Origin of the sequence: Pediococcus parvulus (assembly GCF_007990205.1) — a bacterium.
GTDB classification, from domain to species: Bacteria; Bacillota; Bacilli; order Lactobacillales; family Lactobacillaceae; genus Pediococcus; species Pediococcus parvulus.
In genome coordinates, this window is the sequence record NZ_BJWE01000027.1 from 1 (window position 1) to 23,648 (window position 23,648).

Here is a 23,648-nt window from a genome sequence, read left to right on the forward strand (position 1 = left end):
GCAAAAACAATGTTTTTGCCCGCCCTCTGTCTATTTCTTCAAATATTATTTCTAAAACGTGGTCTTCCGCCTAGCTACGACTAACGAACGATCCAAAGTACGGATCATTCGTTAGTCTAGGCTATACTCAGAATCTAACCGCCTTTTTTCCCAATCTTTTTTTATTATTTTCTAGGTGTTTTTGAATACTTAAACAAATACTGCCCACAGTACCCAAATGCGATAATTCCCGCTAGGCCAATCCAAAATCGATCCGACAAATCTCCTTGACGGATTTGATTGATCACGACGCCTACTAACCCAAGAATAATAAGGGCATCTAAAATTAACAGTATGATAGTTGAAATTTTCATATATTCTCCTAATTATTCTTTTTTATCATTAATTGGTATTTCCCGTTTCAAACCACTGGCACCACGCAAATTACGAATCGTTCGGAAAAATGACACAATCAAAACCGCGTTTGAAGCCAACCAAGCCAGTGGACCGGCGAAACATGCACTAATAAACCCAAACATTGGCACCATCACAGCCCCAATAAAGATTCGTGAAATCAGCTCTGCAACCCCTGCCATGGTTGGTGCAAAACTTTGTCCAAGCCCTTGCAGTGCATACCGTACAACAAACAAAATAGAAAGGAGGAAATAGCTTGTACTAACGACCCAAAAATATGTTTGGGCAAGTTCTGTCACATGGGGTTCCGAGTTTCCAATAAAGAGGTTGACCAACGCATGACTGTTTAAAATAATGACAGCCGCAATAATTACACTGTAAACCACCGTTACAGTTAAACATTGGCGAATACCGATCAGAATACGATCATAATTTTTAGCACCAAAATTTTGGGCTGTAAAGGTAGCCATCGTAATTCCAAGCGAAACCATTGGCTGGGTGGCAAGCTGGTCAACTTTACCAGCCGCAGTATAGGCCGCAATCGATTGCGGTCCCAGCTCATTTAGCGATACTTGTAAAATAATGGACCCAATCGCAATAATGGAAGCTTGAAAACCCATTGGCAAACCAATTTTAAGCTCTTGTTTGATGATTGCACGATCAATTTTCATGTCAGCGCGGGTCACATTTAATTCGGGAATTCGACGTTTAATATACCAAATACACATGATACAAGACACCAGCTGCGCAACCACTGTGGCAATTCCCGCACCTGCAATGCCAAAATTTAATCCAATAATCAAAACAATATCCAAAATAACATTTAAAACGGCCGCAATAATTAAAAATATCAGTGGTGTGCGACTATTTCCGAGTGCCCGCAACATATTTGAAAACAAGTTGAAAAACATTGTCACCGTAACACCTGCAAATAAAATACTAATAAAGGTTTCTGCACCATTTAATAAGACCGCAGGAGTTTGCATGACTTGCAAGAGCGGGCGTGCCAAACTCACACTTATAATTGTTAAAATAACACTCATCCCAGCACATATCCAAATACTATTAGCAAAACTCTTTTTTACGCCTCTAAGATTACCATTTCCAAAGTCTTGCGCTGTTATGATCGATAAACCGGTTGTCATCCCTTGAGCAAATCCAATAATCAAAAAGCTTAAGCCTCCGGTTGCACCAACTGCCGCTAACGCGTTGACACCAACTGCTCGCCCAACAATCAGAGTATCTGACATTGTATAAATTTGCTGAAAAATATTTCCTAAAAACAACGGAATACTAAAAAAGATGATCCCTTTAATTGGACTGCCCTTAATGAGCGAATTGTCCATTTTATGCGCCTCCTCTGACCGTAATTTCAGTATAGAAAACGGTTTCTACATTTAATTAAGTTAGTTCTATACTATAACTTGTTTCATACAAATTACAACGAAATAATTTACTTTTTTAATTACTACCTTTTACTCTACAAACTCCTTTTCTTACTTTTACTCTCAAATATTATATAAAGATAATTAAACAATTTTGTTTTGCTTAGAACACGAACATTATAGAAAACAATTTAATTATTTTACGTATTTAGCCTAGAATTTTCTTTTAAAAACAGTTATTATTAACGTACATCATAAGAAAAGAGGAAATTTCATGTCAAAGTTTTTTGATTTAGAGAAAAACGGCACCAAAGTTTCAACCGAGATTACTGCCGGGATTACCACATTTTTTGCAATGTCATATATCTTATTCGTTAACCCAGAAGTCCTCAGTCAGACTGGAATGCCTGCTCAAGCTGTCTTTTTAGCTATGATTATTGCCTCGGTTACCGGAACCCTCGTCATGGGGCTCTTTGCCAATGTCCCTTATGCGTTAGCTCCTGGAGTTGGCTTACAAGCGTTTTTCACTTATACCGTTGTCATGTCACTTGGTTTTACATGGCAAGAAGGTTTAGCCCTTGTATTTTTCTGTGGTGTCATCAACATTGTGATTACCATCACCAAGATTCGAAAAATGTTGATCACAGCAATTCCTGAAACTATTCAGCTGGCAATTAGTGGTGGAATCGGTGTTTTCATCGCTTACTTGGGGTTAAAGAATGCCAACATCCTGCAGTTTTCCAGTGATTCCAGTAGCATTGCCACAATTAATGGGCAGGCTTATAACTCAGCCGTAACCCACTTTACACATGGGGTGACCAGTGTCGTCTCAAATGGCGGGATTACTCCTTCACTAACCCTTTTCAACAATTCAAGCGTTGTTTTAGCTTTGATCGGAATTACCATCACCGTGATTTTGCAAATAAAAAAAGTGCCTGCAAGTATTTTAATCGGAATTGTTTTAACCACGCTGATTGGAATTCCCATGGGCGTAACAAATTTACATATTTCAAGCGCTAACTCGTTAATCAATTCAATTGGTGCATTAAAAACAACCTTTTTGGCGGCCTTTTCTTCACAAGGAATGGGCTCTTTATTCACGAACGGTCATCGTATTCTATTAGTATTAATGACAATTCTTTCCTTCAGTCTATCAGATATTTTTGATTCGCTTGGCACCTTTATCGGTACCGGGCGTCGAACAGGAATTTTCTCTGCTGAAGATGAAAAAGACCTCGAAGATAAACCAGGTTTCTCTTCCAAACTAGATCGCGCTTTGTTTGCAGATTCCATCGCAACAGGTGTGGGTTCAATCTTTGGCACATCAAACATTACAACCTACGTCGAAAGCTCCGCCGGGATTGGTGCTGGTGGCCGTACTGGCCTGACTAGTGTCGTCGTTGCCATTCTATTCTTACTCAGTAGCTTTGCATCTCCACTACTTTCAGTAATTCCAGATGCCGCAATTGCACCAGCATTGATCATAGTCGGAATCATGATGATGAGCTCATTTCAAAAAATTAACTGGTCAGATTTCAACGAAGCAGTTCCCGCATTTATGGCATCTATCTTTATGGCATTTTGTTATAACATCACCTACGGAATTGCAGCGGGATTCATCTTCTACTGCATCGTAAAAACCGTGACTGGCAAAGCCAAAGAAATTCATCCACTTATCTGGATTGTGTCCGCACTTTTTGTTATCAACTTTACAGTGCTGGCCATTGCCTAACTCAAATTATAAATAAACACAAAGATGTCGTTCGATCGTTTGGACTAAAAAATCCAAATGATCGAACGACATCTTTTCTTACTGTTTAAACTATTTTAGTTTAATACCAGCCGTTTGCAACCCAGAATGCTTTAGCAGCGGTCCATGAACCGTAACGTGATGAAACATAAGAGTTTGCAACCTTTTCTTGGTTAGCAGCTGAGTAGTCACCACTTAAGTATGATGAGCTCAATTGATACTTACCAATGTATTGGCCGTTTGTAGCTGTGTATGAGCCACCAGATTCTTTGTTAGCAATCCAAGCTTTTGCAGCTGCTTCACTACTACTTGTTGATGAAGTGGTTGTTGATGCAGAACTGCTTGTGTTACTTGAAGTTGAGCTTGTTGCAGCTGAAGAACTTGATGTTGTTGAAGAAATGTTCTTGACAGTTGGAGTTGATTTAACTTCACTCTTTGTAGCTGCCTTAATTTCGCCATCGCTCTTGATCAACAATTTCTGACCAACATAGATCAAGTTAACGTTTGAGATTTTGTTAGCTTTAGCTAATTTTGAATAGTTAGTATCTTTATTCAAACTGTATTCAATACCTGAAAGTGTATCGCCAGATTTAACTGTATAAATTTCATCAGCATTTGCAGCTGTTGTTAAAATAGTTGAACCTAATGTCACTGTTGATAAAATTGCTACTGAAAATTTTGTAATTTTGCTTCTTAATGTCATGTATGATTTTCTCCTTGTTTGTTGTGTTTGTTGTTTGTTATTTAATTTATGCTCATTATGTTACCCCCTCTTTTTTACAAAAGGATGTCAAAAAGATATCTATTTAGTCGTTTTCTGCAATGTTTTGTAATCGTGAAGCTAAAAAGTGCTTCTAATGCCTATGGTTATCTAATTATAAAAATGACAAAATTCATTTCAAAAACACAAAAAAATCAGTAATTTCTTGTAAATTACTGATTTTCAATCACTTTTTTATTATATTTTTACTAGAAATAATCCCAAAGCATGGGTGATTCACTCTGTAAAGCAAGCCCCAGATTTTGAATTGACTCAATATTACCTGTAATTTTTCCCACTTGCTTTAAGTGAATCAACTGACGATAACCCATAAACACTTTAGTTAAGTTTTGAATATCAAGATGAATGTCAGCTAAGTTTCGCTCGTTTTCGCTAATTTTCTCAAAGCTTGTGCCATTTACATTCACTTTTAACCGCCAAATACCATTATTCTGTGGAATCAGCTCATCTTTGACGCCAAGTCGTAACGATTTTACCTTTTGAATAAATGGATAAGTATCAACAAATTTTTGCAGATTAATAATTCTGGCCATCATGTACGGCATAATTTTCACATTCACAACATACGGATTAGCCATGACATCTGGAAAGCCTTTAGGATCTCCAGATGCGTACTCAAACTCTTCAAACATCGATTCATGTTGGCATATAAAACGTTGCAAATATTGATAACTTAACTGATTGGTATACATTATTTCTTGAATTTTGAACGTATTACCAGCTGCCTCATAAATCACGTAACCTGAAGCATTTTGACCATCTTCTAGGTAAACACCAACCTGCCAGCGTGGGTGTTTTAAGCCTAGATAGTGCCACCACCAATTCTCACGTTTTAACCCGCCGTTTCGACTTTGGGCATTATTTTCATAAACCTCATCAATTAATGAAATGGCGTCTTCAAGCGGCAATCGCAAAAACTGCCCGCGTTCTTCCGAAAGCTTTACACGTGGTAAATCTGTATTTTTAATTTTGTAAACAGCGCGATCAAAAACTTCTTCGTAACCGAATCGGCGATAAAATTCATAGGAAAATGGCGCTAAATAGGATAGCGCAACATCATCACTACGCATATCAGCAAATGCTTGCCGCATCAATGCAGTAATTGCACCGTGCCCGCCGAATTCGGGATAACTCATTACATCCCCAATGCCATTCATCTTGTACGTCACACCATGAAAATTAACTTTGAAAGGAATACTGAGCATGCCACTGCTTAATTTATCGCCATTTAAAAGTCCGTACACTTTTGAATGTTCATAACGATCATTGAAGAAGGCGCGTCGCTCTTCACTATCCTGATTATTAAATGCGTATAAATATAACTGATAAAACTCGTCTAAATTTTTTGCGGTAAGTGTATGAATTTCGCTCATTGTGATGGCACCTTCTTATTTTCTTTATTTCTTTGCTTTTTCTCGCAGTTTGCCTACATAGAAACCAAAGGCTGTGAACATAATGATCCCCACAATGTCTACCAAAACCTGTGACGAAATGACTCTCAGTTTAAGTACAGTCGTAAACATTGCCAAAGCACCAATGACAACTGCTCCAATGATTCCTAATAAAATGATTTTTCCTGATTTCATATTTTTTCCTTCTATATTATAAGCCAGCGCATTTCACATTTCACAATAAATTCAAAACATTTGTTATTTTTTTCAATCAGTACGCCTAATAGGTCAGCATTTTAGTTCGTTTCAGCGTTAGTTAGAACTTCTTTTGCAACCATTTGTTTTTCGGCAACTTTAAAGAATGGATAATATGCTGCCGCTGCAATGACTAATTCAACTGCAGACCAAACTCCTGCACGCCAATCCCAGCCAGTTGCCATTAGAGGACCAATAATCGGCGGCATTGTCCAAGGAACCATCGTCACAGCAGGTCTTAATAGATGTAAGGCCATCAATGCATAAGTACCGACGACTAAAATTTGAGGTAACAATACGAATGGAATCAGCGTAATTGGATTCATAACAACCGGAAATCCAAAAATAACGGGTTCGTTAATTTCAAACAAAGCACTCGGAAAAGCAACCTTTCCTAATTCGCGATAAGTTTTACTCTTAGAAGATAACATCCAGAAAACCAACATAATCGTGGCTCCTGTACCACCTACGTTGACAAACAGACTTGAAAATCCGGTTGATGTGATGTAAGGAATTGCTTGATGATGGGACCATGCAGTGGCATTGGCAGTTAAAAATTGTAGAAAAATAGGATCGGCAATTCCTTCTAAGGTCATATCGCCATGAATACCACCAACCCAAAGTAAACTAACTAGCAGTGTATAGAACATAATTCCAGGTAAACTATTCATCGCAAAAAGCAATGGGTGGAAAATATTTTGAATGAACACATTGATGTCAAAATGAAGTGGAACTCGAATTGTCCAGAATAAGAGCAAAATCACAAAACCAGGAACTAATGAAACAAACGAATGGTTAACTGCAGTTGGGACACCATCTGGCAATTTAATCACTAGATTTCGTTTAACAAAGAAATTTAATATCAGTACGGACGCAAACGCACAAACAATTGCTGTAAATAATCCCGATGACGCAAAATTAGCGGTGTCCAAGATATTCTTATTATTGAACGACACAATCACAAAGGCCATTGTTGAAAGCCCTGCACCATTGATCGCATCTAAATCTAAATTCTTGGCAAGTTCATAGCCAATCCCAATCGCCGATAACAATGAAATAATACCAAATGATCCGTTAACCGCCACACTGATGGCAGACATGTATGGTTTCATAAAGGCGGTCCATGCTGGTATTGGAATATTTCCAATAATTAAAAATACCGACCCACTAATAACCGCTGGAAGTGTCATAACTAACCCGTTACGAACCGCAACCAGATATTTGTTATTACCAACTTTTGCTAAAGGTGGCATTAACACGTTTTGAATCCAATTCATAAAATTCTTCAAAATAATCACCCTCCCATAATTAAATTACATGCCAAGTATAGAAGCTCCTCAGCAAAATGTAAGCCCTTTCAAAGAATGTTTAGTTAATTAAACGTAATATTTATGAACAATTGAAATAAATATCCTACTAGTAAGTCATTTATTCAAAGGTATATACCTTTAGTACCGTTATTGATCCTTATTTATCCGTACACGTAATTTTAAACACAGATATTTTCCCAATTTTTTTATTCTGGACCGATTGCAGCGTTTTACCTCCAAAGCGCTACGCATTTTTTCCAGTTTCTCACTATTTCTTTTTTATATATGCTATTTAATGACCAAGGGCCCTTGGATCTTAGTTTATAAGGAGATTCAAGAATTGGAAAAACATTCAATACAAGCTGGTTTCAAACTGCTATACACAGACAATAACAAAAAAATTATTTACGGAGCTGCTAAAAGATTACACATAATGCCTTTTCATCCAAATTACGATGACTTCATTCAGGAAGGGGCACTTTCTTTTGTTCAGGCCTATGTTCGTTATCCAGATAACATTGAGCAAAACTTGGAAAAATTTAGAGTTTTTGCTTATCAAGCTGTTTATTGGCGTCTTTTGGACTTAATTCGCCAAACAAATCGACATACTGAACGCATCCAAAGTGATCAAGACGCACTAAATTCACAAGTTCAATCAAATTTAGATCATGCCTATGAGGATATTTATCATGATCAATTATTTCGACATCTTTATCAAAACTGTACAAAATCTGAACGGCTGTTTCTGATAGACTGCTATGTTTTGCAACTAAAAGGTTCAGAAATCGCAAAAAAGCATCATGTCACACGCCAATGCGTATCCAACTGGCGACGCACTGTTGGAAACAAAGCACTTGCTTATATTTCAAAAAGTAACCAATAATTCGTTTAACAATGTTAATATATATAGGGATTAAAATATATGATACGCATGGATATTGATATGAGGAGGAAACTATATGGCTACTAGTCATTCTGATTACGAGACGATTTCTACAATTTCAGCACTGATTCAAAAGGTTGATACCGATTTGCAGTCAAAATTTTCTGTAAGTTTTGAACAATTTCGCATTCTTGATTTTATTAAGAATATCTATCCTAAACAAACTACTGTGAGTGCTCTGGCCAAACAGTTTCATTCTAACAATTCAGCCACCTCACGAAAAGTTAGTGTGCTATATAAAGAAAATTTAATTCAAGATCATGTCTCAGGTGAGGATCGTCGGACACATTGGATCACGCTAGCTCAAAAAGGCAATGCAATTATTCACGATATTAAAATCGTTGTAGATTCGGGACTGCCTGATCTCGAAACAAAAATATTGGTTCTTCTTTCAAATACAATTAAGAATGATAATAAATAGTCATAGAATTTAGTTTGGTATTGCTGTGAAATTTTAGTAATACCAAATTTTTGTTTTTAGACAATTAGTCAACTATATAACTATTTGGAAACATTTAAGTTATCCGCTTGCAAAGACTAACATAGTTGTGGTTCAATTACATTAACGGCGTTGAATATTATCTGGCAATAATATCTTCAAGGCATAATTAATATACAGAAAGAGGACATGTTATGCAACGCACAAATCCTTTGGAATTTACCAACTTCTCAAAAATATATCGTGTGTTTCTTCAAATGGATAGTCATTTAAAAACCGCCTATTCAATTAGTTTTGAGCAATATCGAATAATGGCTTATATTTTGTCACTCGAAAGCAAAAAAGCCAGTGTAAGCGAAGTCAGTAGGCATTTTGAATCAAGTTCACCGGCAATTTCTCGTAAAATTCGAGTCTTATTCAATTTAAATTATATGGTAGATCATGCTGATAGCAAAGATCATCGAGTACACTGGTTAAATATAACACCAGCGGGAAAACAACTTGCATTAACAGTTAATAATTTTTTAAATGACCGGATCCCTGAACTAAAAATTCAGATTGACTCTTTATTAAAGGATGACTTAAAAAACTAACCATTACAGGAAACAAAAGAAGAGGCCCGGAAAACATTTTTCCTAGCCTCTTCTTTTGTATGCATTTTTAATCAACAATCTTGATGGCAATTTTTCCGCCCGCACGACTAACAATCTCATCTAAAGTTTTAAATGAAACATTTGCGCGACCACTTTCCATACGCGCAATTTGCGACTGGCGCTTGCCAGCTCTTTCAGCTAATTGAGTCTGGGTATAGCCATTGCGAATTCTAAACTGTACTAGTTCTTTTGCTACTTGTACCTTAATTCCTTCGTCGTCCGTAGCTACTTGCTTATCCATTGTTGCTCCTCCATTTAATTAACTATTTTATAGAATTTTCAATAAATCTAATGGTTCTTCAAAAACGTAATCTGCTTTTGCAAAATCAGCGCTCGGAATTGCGCCCCATTTGGCATTACCAAAATCAATTCCAGCCGCATGTGCTGCCTGCATATCATATTGGGCATCACCAATATACAAGAACTGATTCTTAGCCACCTGAGGAAACTTATTCATTCCTGCAATTAAAGGTGCTGGATTCGGCTTATGCTGCTTGGTGTCTTCTGCCACAACTACTTGCTCAGCATACTTCGTAAATCCATATTGCGCAACCTGTGTTTGCCAACCATACTTGGTCTTAGAAGTGACGATTCCGATAGAAATGCCTTTTGCTTGCAAAGTCTTAAAAAGTTCGTTCACTCCTGGAAAAACACTCACTAAATCCTGGTGCTTCAAAAATTCTTCTCCATAATCTTGAACAGTTTGTTTTGGATTAGGTGCACCCAGTTTTTCGAAGATCTCAACCGCTGACAGTCCCATAAGTCGGCGTGTTTGCTTTTCCGATACTGGAATTTCCAATCGCCCGAAGACTTTTTTCACCGTTTCCCATACAGCTACATCCGTTTTTAAAAGCGTATTATCCACGTCAAACAAAATAACCTGGTACATATCTAGCCCCCCTCTACTTTCAAATGAAACAAACAATGCATTATATCATAAGTAAGCGATTTCTCTCAATGCTGATTTTGAAATTTTTTTAATTGTTTCCTTTTTCTGCCGCTGTCCTTTATAAATACGCATTTAAATCAAAAAGAGCCGAAGAAAAGTGAATTGGTAAACTGCTTTACGACAGCTGTTTCAACTTTTCTTCAGTTCTTTCATTTAAAGCCCATTTAGTCTTTTACTTTCCTTAAACCATGTTTTGTTTGTGGGGAAACAAAATAATAAATACCACCAATGACAACTGGATAAAGTAACACAATGAGACTTTGTAATAGCATGCCATTACCGACACCATTAATTGCGTAGTTAAACGCGCTCATGGCATGTGTCACTGGCAATAATTCTGAAATTGCTTGATAAACGGTAGTCAGCATCGATGTTGGTAACAAGACACCTGCTAACTGGACTAGCATTAGAACTAGTGAGAACAGGATTCCCGGTGCACCAAATAATAAATCGATGAACACACACAGCGCTGTAAAACTCATCGCACTAACACCGGCCGCAAACACCAATTCAACTGGATGAATCACCTGAATACCATCAATGGCAACAAATGCTAGAACACCAACCACTTGAAGCAAAGTCAATAAGAGCAACATATTGTTTGATAACCCAAACCCGTTATGACGATGACCCTTACGACGCGCGTACTGACCTAATTGATTGAGAATAGCCGCAATGAACAAAATCATCGCAACAACCAACGGTGCAAACATATTTTTAACTGAGCCCACTGAATCTAAAGTCTGATCCTGATTAACTGGATTCACAAAGTGGTTTACATTTTCAGGTTCCGCATTCACATTTTGAACCTGTTGGGCACCATCTTGTAATTTAGAGTTTAATAACCCAATTCCAAGTGTCGCTGTCTTAAGTCCATCTTGAACTTGATCAGAACCGCTGGCTAACTGATCAGCACCTGTTTTACCTTCTTTAGCACCAGATTCTAACTGATTAGCACCACTGGTTAATTGAGAACTTGCCTTAGTTAATTTGGTTCCACCAGCAACCAATTTATTTGCCCCGGTTGATAATTGCGTTACGCCACTAACCAAAGTGGGCACCTGACTATTCAACGTTTGCAAACCTGTACTTAATTGTTGTGATCCAGAATTCAGCTTGGATGAATTATTCTTCAGAGTGGTCAAACCAATTGTTAATTTGCTTGAACCCGCCTTCAATTGACTAACACCACTTACCAAACTAGGTACCTGACCATTCAACGTTGAAAGTCCTGTAGTTACTTGGCTGGATCCATTACTGAGTTGGGTGACACCACTTGTTAAACTTGGTACTTGACTGTTTAAAGAGCTCAAACCAGCTTGCATTTGAGTCGCTCCTGAGGTCAGGCTACTATTACTAGCGGCCAGTTGTGAAGCACCTTTACTAGCTGAACTAACTCCAGCGGTATATTTAGAAACCCCCGTTGTGTAGGTTGTCACACCAGAAACTAATGAGTTTTCACCATTTACTTTATCGTTTAATTGTGTCACTCCTGCAGTAAATTGTTTGAAATCATCTAAATTGTCACTTAACGTTGGTAACTGTTTTTCAAGAGATTCCAAAGTTTGAACCGTGGTATCACTCATTAATGGTGATGATAACAATTCATCCGCTTGACTCACAACACTACTCAAGCTTGAAATGGCAGTGGTTGTACTACTATCAATGTTGAGCTTGCCAAGAGTTGTAGCCAAACTACTTATTTTATCTTTTGCGCTACTTAGGCTTTGTAAGCTAGTCCCGGTAGTTGCAATCTCTTTAGCTGAAGCGGCAGCGTTTGTAGCACTGTCTGTGGCCTGGCTTTTAGCTTCGGTAATTTTTGCCTTATCCGTGCTACTTAAGTTGGAAGTATCAACCCCGCTTAAAATGGTCGCCACTTTTTGACTATCAGTTGCCGAAGTCTTCGCCTTTGTTGCTGCATCAGTTAAGGCACTTGATGCGCTATCTAAGCTTTCAAAGGCGCTGTTCACATCTGTTAAACTGCTTTGTGCATCGCTTAACTCAGATAAGACACTGCCTAAGCTCGAAAGTTGTTTTAAAACCGGTTCTAATTCTTGCAACTTAGTTTGTAATTGCTGTGCGCTCGCAATCGTGGTTGGCGCATCTTTCAAACTTTCCATCGCTGCTGAATCAGTTTCCAATAATTGTTGCATTTCTGCAATTTGCTCATTGGCCTGACCAGCGGCGGTATTTAATTGTGAGACTCCTTGGGAAAGCTGAGTTGCACTTGTAAGTAAGGAATCCGAACCACTATTCAAGGTTGATGAGCTGGCACTTAATGTATTCAATCCACCATTTAAACTAGTGACACCATTCGTATATGAAGTCACCCCAGACGCTAGACTTTTGGAACCTGAACTTAACTGTCCCACGCCACTAGCCAATGCACCGGTTTTACTTGATAAAGTTTTTAAGCCGGCTGAGACTTGTGAAGAACCGTTGAATAACTGTAAAACGCCTAATGGCAAGGCCACAGTTTTATCTGAAAGTTGAGCCAAACCCGTGCTAAGTTGACCAGCTCCTGATTGGGTTTTGGACACGCCGGCAGTATAACTCTTTACTCCGGTATTCAACTGTTTTGCCCCAGTAGTTAATTTCTGAACTCCACTTGCTAGAGGAGCCGTTTTTGATTTCATTTCACTTAAACCACTTGCAAGGGCCTTACTACCTTTAGCCAAAGTATCGACACCAGCGGTATATGTATCAATGCCCGTGCTGAGTTTCTTGGTGCCACTTTCAAAGGTAATCATGCTTGTTGCCAAAACATGTAAGTTTCGATCAACTTTAGCATTACCATCCTTTAATTGAACCACACCGTTCTTCAATTTCTTCACACCATTAGAACCACTCTTGATACCAGTTCCGAGTTCATTAATTGAAGAAAGCAATGTTTTGTCATAGGATTTTTGAATGCTTGATACCACCTCAGTTTTAACCTGACTAGCAACCTGTTCATTAATCACCTGTGACACATAGCTATTATGTTTGGAGAGTTTAATCTTTAAATTACTAGCTTTGGGATTCTTGTCCAAAGCAGTAGTAATATTTTGAGAAAAGTTTTTTGGAATGATAATGGTCATCAAATAATGACCCTTCTTCATTTCTCTTTTGGCCTTGCTGGCAGAAACAAAGTGCCATTTAACCTGATTATTATGACTCAGATTTTGGATGACTTGTTTTCCAGCACTCACCTTTGTATTCTGAAATTTTGCTGATTGATCGTTGTTCACAACCGCCACATTTGTATTAGTGGTATGCGTTTCCTGCGAAGAATTGATGTATCTAAAAATAAGACCTGTCAATAAAATTGGAATTAAAAGAGCTAACACCAAAAAACTCCATCTTTTCGTTCGCGGTTCCCAATTCTTAAAAATCATCTCTTGCCATCTCCTGTTTTTCACGTAATCAAATCACTTACAAGTTAAAACTTTAATATTTGCTAAAGAAATCGTCAAAAGCCAATTTATTTTAGTTAATTGTCTATTTCAAACAAAAATAGTCCAAAACCTTAATTAGATAAGGCCTTGAACTATTTTGAAAAATATTATGAATTATTTTATGAAAACAAATGAAAACAAATGAAAACACCATATTACCGGCGCTTATCACTCTTTTCACAAGATAAGTGACAAAGCGGTTGATTTGAAACATAAAAAACTTATAATTCAGTCGAACAAGCTCAAATAATTTGTAAAAATTGCCCGCATTTCGGGATGATCAAGCATCATTTCTGGATGCCACTGAATACCCAGTAACGGATGAACGGCATCCTTTGATTGGACTGCTTCAATAACACCATCTTCTGCCCGTGCCAAACTTTCTAAAGGTTTTGCTAGTTGTTTAATCATCTGATGGTGCAATGAATTTACCAAAATTTTATTGCCCAGAACTTTTTGAAGATTACCATCAACCTTAACGACATGTGTAGCCACATTTCCCAAAAACTCAGGAGCTTGATCATGTTCAACAGTAACTGATCGTTTCATGAGCGACTGATCTTGATACAAGGTCCCACCCAGTGCAACGTTGATTAATTGCACCCCACGACAAATCCCAAGAATCGGTTTGTGAGTCTCCCACGCTAATTTAAATAAGGCCAGCTCAAACTTGTCCCGTTTCAAAGAGGTTGTTTTTAGTAGCGGATCCGGTTCTTGACCGTATAAACTGGGGGTGACATCCTGGCCACCTGGCAAAAACAATCCATCAATATTTTCAAAGTACTCTCCTGCCAGTTCTTCTGACTGAATCGGAATAACCACCGGCAAACCACCCGCTTGCGTAATTGCATCAATGTTGCCTTGGAACGTATAAGTTGCGTGATTATGATAAAAGATTTCCGAATCACCAGTGAACACGTTGCCCACGATGCCAATTCTTGGTTTCATATTTCTTCCTCCGTTTGTGATTGTTATGTATACTAAAGCACCAACCCTGGTCACCATCAATTTGTGACTGACTTGGTGCTTTTAGTTGCTACTTATTTAATTCCGCTGAGCTTTAGGACAACTCAGAAGAACAGTCAGAAGTGCCTAAGCGTAATTCCTGCGGGATTACGATCCCACCTTCATGCCCTTCTACTGCATTTTTTCGCTGAGCTTCAGGACAACTCAGAAGAACAGTTACAAGTGCCTAAGCATAATTCCTGCGGGATTGCGATCCCACCTCCATTACGCTTAGGGACTTCTGACTCCCGTTCTTCTGAGTTCACTACTTTAGGACAACTCCGCAAATCAGGTTTAGATAATTAAGCGGGGTTCCCGCGGGATTACGATCCCGACTCCACCCCGCTTAATTATCTAAACCTACCGATTTGCTTCGTTCACTACTTACTAATATACGCCGTCTTATAATTCCACTGCGTACCAGCCGTATTGTGAATCACATTCTTCACCTTTGGATTAATCAAGAATGAATAATTTGTTTGATACAACGGTGCAATTGCCGCCTGTTTAACCACCAATTGATCCGCCTTAATCATATCCGCCCAACGTTTACTCTTATTATTCGCATCCGAATTTTGGGCCTTCTTAATTAACGCATCATAACTACTATTATTCCACTTACCATAGTTATAACCACTATTCGTCGTTAATACCTGTAAATGCGAGATTGGGTCTGTAAAGTCTGCACCCCAACCCGACACATAAATATCAAAGTCACCCTTCGCTGCACGAGAATAAGCCACCTTATCCGGAATATTCACTAAGCTTACTTTCATTCCAGGTAACTTATTCTGTAGTTGTACTTGGAAATACTCAGAAATATTCTTGTCATCATTATCATTCGTCGACATCAAAGTCACATTTAACGATTTTACGCCAATTTCCTTCAACCCTTGTTTCCAAAGTTTTTTGGCTCTTGTACTGTCATAATTAACAGTTCCTTTCAGGTAAGCCTCATCTGCAAAGTCCTTACCCGTCTTGGGATCATTAGCCAAATCAGTTGGTACAAAACCCTTTGGTGTCGTTGAAGCATCGCCAATAACCTTTGTAATCAACTGCTTATGGTTAATTGCCAAAGAAATTGCCTGACGAATATGTTTATTATTCATCGCCTTACGAACCCTTGAATTAGATGCCTTAAAGTTGAACGCTAAGAAACGCGTGATACTATACGGAACAGTCTGATAATCGGAATTGTTCTTAAAGTTTTTAATTTGAGTACTTGAAAGCTGTGCCATATCCAATTTCTTGGATTGATACAAACTCAAAATTGTTGAAGGATTTTCATTTACAGAATAGTTAATCTTACTCAATTTAACCTTACTCTTATCCCAATACTGATTGTTTTTCACAAATGACCAGTGATCATTGGTACCCTTCCAACCAGTCATCTTGAATGGACCTGTATAAACCATATATTTAGACGTTGTCGCATACTTACTACCGTACTTTTCAATAACTTTCTTACTTACCGGTGAGAATAATGGATATGTCATCAGAACTTTAAAATATGCAATTGGTTCGTCTAACTTAACTACGAAAGTCTGCTTATCAGGTGCCGAAACACCCAATTTTGAAGGCTTCAATTTTCCGGAACTAATTTGATCCGCATTTTTAATACCTGAGAATAAGTATGCATATTGTGACTTCGTGGTTGGGTTCAGAGTCCGTTGCCAAGAATAAACAAAATCTTGAGCGGTAATTTTTTGACCATTGCTAAATTTTGCATTTTTGCGGATTTTGAATGTCCAAGTTTTACCATCTTTTGAAACTTTACCTGATGAAGCCAGTCCTGCGATTGGTTTACCATTTTTGCCTAATCGATAAAGACTTTCAAATACGTTTCCAGTTTGTCCATAACCTGTTGCTTTCGCAATATCGATTGTATCCAACGGTGCATCGGCTGATAAATTAAGTACTTGCTTTGTAGCTAATTTCCCGGAACCACCTGTACTGCTCTGATTACCACAACCAGCTAACACCAATACTAGTGCAGCTGATACAGTGGCTAAAAGTGTCCATTTTTTCTTCATATGATCTAACTCCCCTAAAAAATTATTTTAGAAATCTCTTTGTACTTCAATTACGCGAAATTCTTTGCCTACTTTTTAAATCTATTTTCATTGAACACGGACAACAACCTGGTGACATCCAACATCACGTCCCTTCAAATACCAAACAAAAAACCGACTAACTGCATTGCGCAATTAGTCGGCTTCACTTTGACCTATGTTAAAAAACTAGGCCCATTTTTGCGAAAGACAATTACAGTTTGAAGCCACACAAATAACCATGTTGTTTTGACAACATGCTTCGCAACATTCAATTTGCATTTGTAACTTCATCATAACTATCTTCCTTTCTGTTTGGTTATTTCACTACTTAGATTATCCAATTACTTATTGTAAGTCAAGTAAAAACCTAAATTTTTGGAAATTATTTTTGAAACTTGAAAACGTTCATGAAAACGATCTCGTGTTTTTGGTGAGATTGTCTGGTACTGAAAATTGGTTAGACACTTTCAATCTTTGTTTGCGAAAACATAAAAAAGGGCAGCTTCTGAGCTTAGCATACGCTAATGCTCAAAAGCTATCCACCCTTTTTTTACTCTACTTCTTTTCCATTACTTTCAATCACTTTTTTATACCAATAAAAACTTTTCTTCGGTGTTCTTGAGTAATCCCCTGTTTGATCATCATGGCGATTCACATAAATAAATCCGTAACGTTTCGACATCTGTCCCGTACTTGCAGATGCCAAATCAATGCATCCCCATGGCGTGTAACCAATCAAATCAACACCATCATCTAGTGCCTCTTTCATAGCTTCGACATGACCACGCAAATAATCAATTCGGTAATCATCATTAATTGAACCATCTGCCTCAACCTTGTCATAAGCACCCAGACCATTTTCCACAATCATCAATGGAATTTGATACCGTTGATAAACCTGGTTCAAATAAATCCGCAAGCCTTCAGGATCCATACTCCAGCCCCAGTCACTGTATTTCAAATAAGGATTCTTGGTCCCTGACGACATATTGCCATTCACCTTTTCTTGTTTTTCAGGATGAATGGTTACTGCACCAGATGAATAGTAACTAAAACTATAGAAATCAACCGTTCCATCCTTCAATGTTTTGGCGTCGCTTGGGTCAATTTCCAAATGAATATCATTATCCCGCCAATATTTTTTGGCAAATGCTGGATAGGTTCCACGGACATGCACATCTCCACAATAGAAATTGTTCATTTCAGTCTGTTGTTGTGCTAGTAAAACGTCTTTAGGATCCGGTGTTAATGGGTAAACTTCAGAACCTGCGATCATACAACCGACTTTATTTTCTGGATTAATTTCATGGGCAAGTTTCACAGCCTTAGCACTTGCAACTAACTGATTATGCACAGCTTGAAATGCGTTTTGGCGTTGTTCTTTCGTCACACGGTCAAAAATCGAACTTCCATCTTTGACGGGCACACCGGCTTGAATATAACCACCGCCAAACATCAGCGCTGTATTAATTTCATTGAAAGTCAGCCAAAGATGCACTTCATCCTTATAAGATTCAAATAAGACACGGCAATAATTTTCAAAGAAGTCAATTACTTTTCGACTTGAAAAACCACCATAAGCTGCAGTTAAATGGTAAGGCACTTCATAATGCGAAATTGTAACTAGTGGTTCAATTCCATACTTGTGACATTCTTGGAAAACTTTATGATAAAAATCAATACCTGCTTGATTAGGCTTTTCATCATCCCCATTAGGAAAGATTCGCGTCCAGTTAATTGATAAACGATAAACTTTAAAGCCCATCTCTGCAAGTAATTTGATATCTTCTTTATAGTGATGATAAAAGTCACTTGCGGTATGTGACGGATAATAGGCATCTGGATCCACTTTAGCGGTGAAGTGCCGCGGTTTATCCACCGTACCTCCAGTTAGCAAATCCTGGACACTGACTCCTTTACCATCAACATCCCATGCACCTTCGATTTGGTTGGCTGCTGTTGCACCACCCCATAAAAAGTTCTTTGGAAATTCTGTTGTCATTAGTTTCCTCCTTGTTTACATTAATTTACATTTATATTTACATAGGTTAGTGTAACCGTTTTTAGAAAGCGCTGTCAACTTTATTTCCCTCTTGCGCTTACCACGTCTTTTTACCTCTTTCTGTGCTACTATATGGGAGAAAGACAAAACTATAGGAATGCGGTGATTTATCATGAAACTAGCTCTAATTGGTGCTGGGCCCCGAAATTTAATGGCTCTGGAACGCATTTTAGCCTGGAACAAAAAGGTTTCTGTTCCGGAAATCGAGATCCATTTATTCGACCCGGCGGGAATTGCCGGCCGTGTTTGGCAACCTGATCAACCACATGAACTCTTGATGAATTCATTGGCAGCAAAAATCACTTTATTTACCGATCATACGATTGAAATGGAGGGTCCAAGTGTTCCCGGACCAACGTTGCTCGAATGGGCGCGGCGAGCGGGCTCTCGGTTCATACAAGAAAACAATTATAAAAAATCGCAGTATTTACTGAAAGAGATTTCTCATTTAACGCCAGAAAGTTACGCAAGTCGGGCGCTATTTGGTGTCTATCAAGAATGGTTTTATCAAGAACTCCACAAACAAGTTTCAAAAACGATTCACATTATTTTTCACAAAACGGCCGTGACCAGTATTGCCCGCCTAACCCATCATACGTATAAATTGAGTTTTGATGATGCGGCTGAAACTTTTGATGGTGTTTCGATGGCCCTTGGAGAAGGCATGTCAGAGCTTTCTACTTCTGAAAAGAACTTGGCCCAGTTTGCCCATGCTCATCAGCTCACATACTTAAGAACCGGTTACCCGGCAGAGCAGGACTTTGCTAAAATTCCAGCTCACAGCTCTGTTTTATTGCGCGGTCTTGGTCTGAATTTTATGGACGCCATGATTATGTTGACTCAACATCGTGGCGGTAAATTCCATCGTGAAGCCGACGACACGCTCACCTATCATGCATCGGGTGAAGAGCCAAAAATCTATGCTGGTTCTGGACGGGGCTTCCCTTATCACGCACGCGGTATGGATCAAAAAGTTGTGGGTGAAACACGGCCACTGTACTTCTTATCCAATCAATTAGTTGCTCATATGATTGAAAATCAGGAACAAATGAGTGGTCAACAATTTCTCGATTATATCTATTCCGACGCGGCATGCACCTACTATACAAAATTGGTGGCAACCAACTATACCGGAATAAGTTCCCATGAATTTGAACAGGCGTTTCAAAAGGATCCGTTATCTGCCCAAGTTTTAGACGATTATGGCATTGCTAAGGATGATCGCCTAGACTGGAAGCACTTAGCGCACCCTGATCAGGATGTCAAAACTGACAAAGCATTTCAAAAATTAATGCTGGCTTATTTGGAACATGATATTGCTGAGGCTAAACGGGGAAACAAAACGAGTCCGTTTGCAAGTGCAATGGATACTTTGCGTGAACTACGAACAAATATCCGAAAAGTCATTACTTATAAACTAATTTCGGATGAAGACTATGCTAAAGATATTCTGGGTGGTTTTAATAGTTTCAACAGTTTCTTGGCGGTCGGTCCACCAATTTTACGATTGGAACAACTCCTGGCGTTGATAAAAGCGGGTATCGTAGAAATTCTGGGACCAAAGTTGCAGTTAGAAACCAATCAGGATCATTTTGTTACGTATTCAAAACGGTTCCCTGAGCATAAAATTGAGATAAATGATGTGATTGAGGCGCGACTGGCATCAGTTGATATTCGAATTAGTACGAACCCGTTGATTCAAGACTTATTAAAAACTGGAATGGCCAGACCATACGAATTGCATTTGAATGATGGCTCAACGAAGCAGTTGGGAGCAATGGATGTGACGACGGAAACGGCGGAAGTAATTGATAGTGATGGCGTGCCGGTGCCAAACGTTTATGTTTGGGGAATTACGACGGAGGGACGTCATTGGTTGACAAATGGAAGTCCAATTCCAAGTGTGAATGATGTGCGTTTGAGAATGGCGGATATGATAGCGAACCAGATGTTAAATTATAGTGAGTGAGGCAAAATGGTAAGAGAGAGCAGATAAGTGTGCCGTATGCGGGGAAATCCCCGCAGTAGGAATGCTTATCTGCTCTCTCTTATTTTGCCGAGCTGTCCTAAAACAGTGAGTGAGAAAAAGCGTTAAAACAAAGACCTATAAGAGAACCGGAGGCGGGATCGCAATCCCGCAGGAGGTTTTCTTATAGGTCTTTGTTTGCTTTTTCGAGCTGTCCTCAAGCAGTGAGCGGAACAAGTCGCAAGTACTATCAAAATAAGCTGGGTGGAAGTCAGGAGAATTCCTGGCTGGGAACCCTGTTTATTTTGATGGTACTGACTTGTGAAGCTGTCCTAAAATAGTGAGCGGATTGTGGCGTTTAGTCTCATCAATATAAGCGTGCCGATAGTGGGATCGAAATCCCGCGGGAGGTTTTCTTATAGGTCTTTGTTTGCTTTGTTGAGCTGTCCTCAAGTAGTGAGCGGAACAAGTCGCAAGTACTATCAAAATAAGCTGGGTGAAAGTCAGGAGAATTCCTGGCTGGGAACCCAGCTTATTTTGATGGTACTGACTTGTGAAGCTGTCCTCAAGCCCCAACTTACTGTATTTGAAAGCTAACAGAATGCTTTTCACCATCTGCTGAGGTAATTTCGATTTTAATCGGATTAGTTTTACCTTCGAAATTATACGTTAAATCTAGATCACGTATCGTTTCACCTTCATCGATATCGTCGTCGTTTTCAACTGAACTTAAAGTTTTTCCATTTTGGGTCACTTTAACCTGACCAAAATTAGCAAAAGGTGCCTTTTTTTCAGTTTTAGGTTCCCACTCTACTTTCACTTCTACTTGGTCATCATCTACTTCAGCCTCAATTTGATGAACTGTAAATTTATTATATTTCCAGCTACTATTCAGCAATGCCATATCGTCATCGCCAACAACAGCTTGACTTGAACTATTCCCACTTGCTTTCGAACTACTTTTTGAAGAAGTTGTTACAGAAACCGAAGAACTAGTGGCATCATTTTTTGATTCTGAATTGTCAGAATTATTCGTACATCCTCCCAATAAAAGGAACGCGGAAGAAAGAAGCAATATTGTTGTTTTTTTCATGAGTTTCTCCTTTTTCTTAGTGAGTTATGAATTTAATTTTCTTGCTGGTTTGTGGGCAATTTTTGATTTAAATTGGTAACGGCTAGTCAAGTTAGGAGTTATTCAAACACCCTGCCATAATAAAACAATCCTTGTTGTCCATCTTCAGCAACTTCGATTTTTGTCACACTGCAATTCATTGGCTCTTTAAAAGCCAACGGATCCGTTGCCTTCACTGCATTTTGTGCAAAACTTCGCACCGTAAATCCATGTGTAACAATGACAATTTTTTGGTCAGTATATTTTTGGCAAATCTCATCAGTAAATGCTGCCACTCGATTTTCTACATCCGTAAATTTCTCGCCATTTGCGACTTTATAGTACTCAGGATAAATTGCATTACTTCCTGGAATGAAATACTGACCATATTTAGCCTTCAAATCCGTATCATATTGACCATCCCAGTCACCGTAAGAAATTTCCAATAAACGATCATCAACTTGAATTGGTAAATTGCGCCCCTTATTCAGCAAATTGGCCGTATCTTTTGCTCGTGTCAATGGACTCACAAAAATTTGGTCCGCAAAACTAATATCAAAATGATCATGCAAGTTCTCGGCTTGTTTAATTCCCGTCTCGTCCAATTGTGAAGGCTCGGCATCAACCTGGCCCTGCTTAAATCCCATAATGTTTCCTCGGGTTTCACCATGTCGCACAATGTAAAGTTCAGTCATGTTTTATCCCCACTTATCTATAGTTATTAATTCCATACTACAGCTCTTAAGCGAGAATTGAAAACCCTTTTAAAGGTTTCCACCCCGAACTTCTGCGACATTGTAAACAAGTGCAAATGCATCTGGGGCCACGGCATGAATTTGATTCAAAATGTGTTGGTACTCCGCATTTTCAACCACAATCATCAGCATTTGCTTTTGATCACCAGTATACCCGCCCTTGACATCAAAAATAGTCATGCCTTTTTCCATCAAAGTGACTAGACTATGTTTAACATCATCTAAATTGTCATCACTCATAATGTATATTACTTTTTTTCGATCCAAACCAGTTTCAATATAGTTCATGATGAACATGGTCAGCACCGATGAAAGAATGGCCAAAAAGAAAGCTTCAAACCCAGAAACAAATACGTTGAAAAAACAAACCAAGCCATCAATGGCCAACAATCCAAATGATGTTTTAATATTAAAGTACTTTTTGAAAATTAGCGGCGGTACGGTGGTCCCACCGCTGGAAGCATCGATATGGTATAAAAGCGCCACCCCAGCCGCAAAGATTGCGCCTCCTACAATAACAGCCAACAATCGATCATTCACCAATTTTATCTGGGGTGTTAATGCCAAACAAATAGGTAAAAACAAACTACCAAACGTTATGCGCAGCGTGGTTGCTTTATCTAAAGTAAAGTACGATAGCACCAGCATTGCCACATTTAGAATCAAGACGACAAGTGACATATTGAAACCGAAACTTTCGTGCAGCAAAATGGCAATCCCTGTGGTTCCTCCTGAGGCAACATTGTGCGGTGCGTAGAACATATTAATACTAATGGCGATAATTTCGAGGGCAATAATTATTAAACCCATTTGGGATAACCAATGAAATTCGCGTTTGTTCATCACATCACCTTTCCTTCCAAGTAATTTTTCTTAAATTAATTATCTCAAATTTAAGCAAAAAAAGCTAATGATGTGTATAATTTTTAATGAATATATAAACGTACAAAAAAAGTAGCGATAGTCATCTGGATGATTAGCGTTACTTTTATTAAAAATCTAAATTAAT

20 protein-coding genes are annotated in these 23,648 nt (G+C 38.5%); 5 read left to right on the top strand and 15 right to left on the bottom strand.

What is annotated here, in order from left to right:
- Positions 1 to 164 precede the first annotated feature (164 nt).
- Positions 165 to 353 (bottom strand): hypothetical protein, encoded by a 189-nt coding sequence (locus PPA04_RS06375; protein WP_057784644.1) that lies wholly within the window; start codon positions 351 to 353, stop codon positions 165 to 167.
- 12 nt (positions 354 to 365) lie between these two features.
- Positions 366 to 1,739 carry an MATE family efflux transporter gene (locus PPA04_RS06380; protein ID WP_057784645.1) on the bottom strand — a complete coding sequence of 458 codons (1,374 nt, stop codon included), beginning with the start codon at positions 1,737 to 1,739 and terminating at the stop codon, positions 366 to 368.
- Positions 1,740 to 2,052: 313 nt separating this feature from the next.
- Between PPA04_RS06380 and PPA04_RS06385 the strand changes: the two genes are divergently transcribed.
- A complete protein-coding gene (locus PPA04_RS06385) occupies positions 2,053 to 3,510 on the top strand; it encodes an NCS2 family permease (protein WP_057784646.1) in 1,458 nt (485 codons plus the stop codon).
- Between the two features lie 100 nt (positions 3,511 to 3,610).
- On the opposite strand, the gene apf is transcribed toward PPA04_RS06385, so the two are convergent.
- From apf to PPA04_RS06405, 4 genes are all read right to left on the bottom strand, one after another.
- The gene (gene apf, locus PPA04_RS06390; RefSeq protein ID WP_057784647.1) at positions 3,611 to 4,231 is read right to left on the bottom strand and encodes an aggregation-promoting factor; all 621 of its coding nucleotides are present in this window, start codon (positions 4,229 to 4,231) and stop codon (positions 3,611 to 3,613) included.
- A 266-nt stretch (positions 4,232 to 4,497) separates the two neighbouring features.
- Complete coding sequence (locus PPA04_RS06395) at positions 4,498 to 5,682, bottom strand: GNAT family N-acetyltransferase (RefSeq protein WP_057784648.1); 1,185 nt, start codon at positions 5,680 to 5,682, stop codon at positions 4,498 to 4,500.
- A 24-nt stretch (positions 5,683 to 5,706) separates the two neighbouring features.
- On the bottom strand, positions 5,707 to 5,895 hold the full coding sequence (locus PPA04_RS06400) for a hypothetical protein (protein ID WP_057784649.1): 189 nt from the start codon (positions 5,893 to 5,895) through the stop codon (positions 5,707 to 5,709).
- Between the two features lie 101 nt (positions 5,896 to 5,996).
- The gene (locus PPA04_RS06405; RefSeq protein WP_229923095.1) at positions 5,997 to 7,253 is read right to left on the bottom strand and encodes a PTS sugar transporter subunit IIC; all 1,257 of its coding nucleotides are present in this window, start codon (positions 7,251 to 7,253) and stop codon (positions 5,997 to 5,999) included.
- Between the two features lie 352 nt (positions 7,254 to 7,605).
- Between PPA04_RS06405 and PPA04_RS06410 the strand changes: the two genes are divergently transcribed.
- The 3 genes from PPA04_RS06410 (at position 7,606) to PPA04_RS06420 (ending at position 9,240) form a co-directional block, all read left to right on the top strand.
- Complete coding sequence (locus PPA04_RS06410; protein WP_057784651.1) at positions 7,606 to 8,148, top strand: sigma-70 RNA polymerase sigma factor region 4 domain-containing protein; 543 nt, start codon at positions 7,606 to 7,608, stop codon at positions 8,146 to 8,148.
- Positions 8,149 to 8,224: 76 nt separating this feature from the next.
- Complete coding sequence (locus tag PPA04_RS06415; protein ID WP_057784652.1) at positions 8,225 to 8,629, top strand: helix-turn-helix domain-containing protein; 405 nt, start codon at positions 8,225 to 8,227, stop codon at positions 8,627 to 8,629.
- Positions 8,630 to 8,841: 212 nt separating this feature from the next.
- Entirely contained in the window at positions 8,842 to 9,240 is a 399-nt protein-coding gene (locus tag PPA04_RS06420; RefSeq protein ID WP_057784653.1) for a MarR family winged helix-turn-helix transcriptional regulator, read from the top strand.
- 67 nt (positions 9,241 to 9,307) lie between these two features.
- Here the strand turns inward: PPA04_RS06420 and PPA04_RS06425 are convergent, their stop codons facing one another.
- The 6 genes from PPA04_RS06425 to PPA04_RS06450 all read right to left on the bottom strand — a co-directional run bounded on the left by PPA04_RS06425 (position 9,308) and on the right by PPA04_RS06450 (position 18,747).
- A complete protein-coding gene (locus PPA04_RS06425) occupies positions 9,308 to 9,541 on the bottom strand; it encodes a helix-turn-helix domain-containing protein (RefSeq protein ID WP_057784654.1) in 234 nt (77 codons plus the stop codon).
- A 27-nt stretch (positions 9,542 to 9,568) separates the two neighbouring features.
- Positions 9,569 to 10,189 (bottom strand): HAD family hydrolase, encoded by a 621-nt coding sequence (locus PPA04_RS06430; RefSeq protein ID WP_057784655.1) that lies wholly within the window; start codon positions 10,187 to 10,189, stop codon positions 9,569 to 9,571.
- Between the two features lie 224 nt (positions 10,190 to 10,413).
- Complete coding sequence (locus PPA04_RS06435; RefSeq protein WP_057784656.1) at positions 10,414 to 13,626, bottom strand: YhgE/Pip family protein; 3,213 nt, start codon at positions 13,624 to 13,626, stop codon at positions 10,414 to 10,416.
- Positions 13,627 to 13,914: 288 nt separating this feature from the next.
- Positions 13,915 to 14,634, bottom strand: a complete 720-nt coding sequence (locus PPA04_RS06440) for a gamma-glutamyl-gamma-aminobutyrate hydrolase family protein (RefSeq protein WP_057784657.1) — start codon at positions 14,632 to 14,634, stop codon at positions 13,915 to 13,917.
- A gap of 437 nt (positions 14,635 to 15,071) precedes the next feature.
- A complete protein-coding gene (locus PPA04_RS06445; protein ID WP_057784658.1) occupies positions 15,072 to 16,724 on the bottom strand; it encodes a peptide ABC transporter substrate-binding protein in 1,653 nt (550 codons plus the stop codon).
- A 571-nt stretch (positions 16,725 to 17,295) separates the two neighbouring features.
- Positions 17,296 to 18,747, bottom strand: a complete 1,452-nt coding sequence (locus PPA04_RS06450) for a glycoside hydrolase family 1 protein (protein WP_057784659.1) — start codon at positions 18,745 to 18,747, stop codon at positions 17,296 to 17,298.
- Between the two features lie 172 nt (positions 18,748 to 18,919).
- Between PPA04_RS06450 and PPA04_RS06455 the strand changes: the two genes are divergently transcribed.
- Positions 18,920 to 20,776, top strand: a complete 1,857-nt coding sequence (locus PPA04_RS06455; RefSeq protein ID WP_057784660.1) for an FAD/NAD(P)-binding protein — start codon at positions 18,920 to 18,922, stop codon at positions 20,774 to 20,776.
- Between the two features lie 574 nt (positions 20,777 to 21,350).
- On the opposite strand, the gene PPA04_RS06460 is transcribed toward PPA04_RS06455, so the two are convergent.
- The 3 genes from PPA04_RS06460 to PPA04_RS06470 form a co-directional block, all read right to left on the bottom strand.
- Positions 21,351 to 21,866 (bottom strand): hypothetical protein, encoded by a 516-nt coding sequence (locus PPA04_RS06460; RefSeq protein WP_057785063.1) that lies wholly within the window; start codon positions 21,864 to 21,866, stop codon positions 21,351 to 21,353.
- Between the two features lie 98 nt (positions 21,867 to 21,964).
- Entirely contained in the window at positions 21,965 to 22,579 is a 615-nt protein-coding gene (locus tag PPA04_RS06465; RefSeq protein WP_057785064.1) for a histidine phosphatase family protein, read from the bottom strand.
- Positions 22,580 to 22,648: 69 nt separating this feature from the next.
- Positions 22,649 to 23,482, bottom strand: a complete 834-nt coding sequence (locus PPA04_RS06470) for a YitT family protein (protein WP_057785065.1) — start codon at positions 23,480 to 23,482, stop codon at positions 22,649 to 22,651.
- Positions 23,483 to 23,648 lie beyond the last annotated feature (166 nt).

Coding starts and splice junctions, on each gene's coding strand:
- PPA04_RS06395 (WP_057784648.1), bottom strand. CDS start 5,682: ATGAGCGAAATTCATACACTTACCGCAAAAAATTTAGACGAGTTTTAT.
- PPA04_RS06420 (WP_057784653.1), top strand. CDS start 8,842: ATGCAACGCACAAATCCTTTGGAATTTACCAACTTCTCAAAAATATAT.
- apf (WP_057784647.1), bottom strand. CDS start 4,231: ATGACATTAAGAAGCAAAATTACAAAATTTTCAGTAGCAATTTTATCA.
- PPA04_RS06425 (WP_057784654.1), bottom strand. CDS start 9,541: ATGGATAAGCAAGTAGCTACGGACGACGAAGGAATTAAGGTACAAGTA.
- PPA04_RS06385 (WP_057784646.1), top strand. CDS start 2,053: ATGTCAAAGTTTTTTGATTTAGAGAAAAACGGCACCAAAGTTTCAACC.
- PPA04_RS06435 (WP_057784656.1), bottom strand. CDS start 13,626: ATGATTTTTAAGAATTGGGAACCGCGAACGAAAAGATGGAGTTTTTTG.
- PPA04_RS06400 (WP_057784649.1), bottom strand. CDS start 5,895: ATGAAATCAGGAAAAATCATTTTATTAGGAATCATTGGAGCAGTTGTC.
- PPA04_RS06470 (WP_057785065.1), bottom strand. CDS start 23,482: ATGAACAAACGCGAATTTCATTGGTTATCCCAAATGGGTTTAATAATT.
- PPA04_RS06450 (WP_057784659.1), bottom strand. CDS start 18,747: ATGACAACAGAATTTCCAAAGAACTTTTTATGGGGTGGTGCAACAGCA.
- PPA04_RS06465 (WP_057785064.1), bottom strand. CDS start 22,579: ATGACTGAACTTTACATTGTGCGACATGGTGAAACCCGAGGAAACATT.
- PPA04_RS06375 (WP_057784644.1), bottom strand. CDS start 353: ATGAAAATTTCAACTATCATACTGTTAATTTTAGATGCCCTTATTATT.
- PPA04_RS06440 (WP_057784657.1), bottom strand. CDS start 14,634: ATGAAACCAAGAATTGGCATCGTGGGCAACGTGTTCACTGGTGATTCG.
- PPA04_RS06460 (WP_057785063.1), bottom strand. CDS start 21,866: ATGAAAAAAACAACAATATTGCTTCTTTCTTCCGCGTTCCTTTTATTG.
- PPA04_RS06445 (WP_057784658.1), bottom strand. CDS start 16,724: ATGAAGAAAAAATGGACACTTTTAGCCACTGTATCAGCTGCACTAGTA.
- PPA04_RS06430 (WP_057784655.1), bottom strand. CDS start 10,189: ATGTACCAGGTTATTTTGTTTGACGTGGATAATACGCTTTTAAAAACG.
- PPA04_RS06455 (WP_057784660.1), top strand. CDS start 18,920: ATGAAACTAGCTCTAATTGGTGCTGGGCCCCGAAATTTAATGGCTCTG.
- PPA04_RS06380 (WP_057784645.1), bottom strand. CDS start 1,739: ATGGACAATTCGCTCATTAAGGGCAGTCCAATTAAAGGGATCATCTTT.
- PPA04_RS06415 (WP_057784652.1), top strand. CDS start 8,225: ATGGCTACTAGTCATTCTGATTACGAGACGATTTCTACAATTTCAGCA.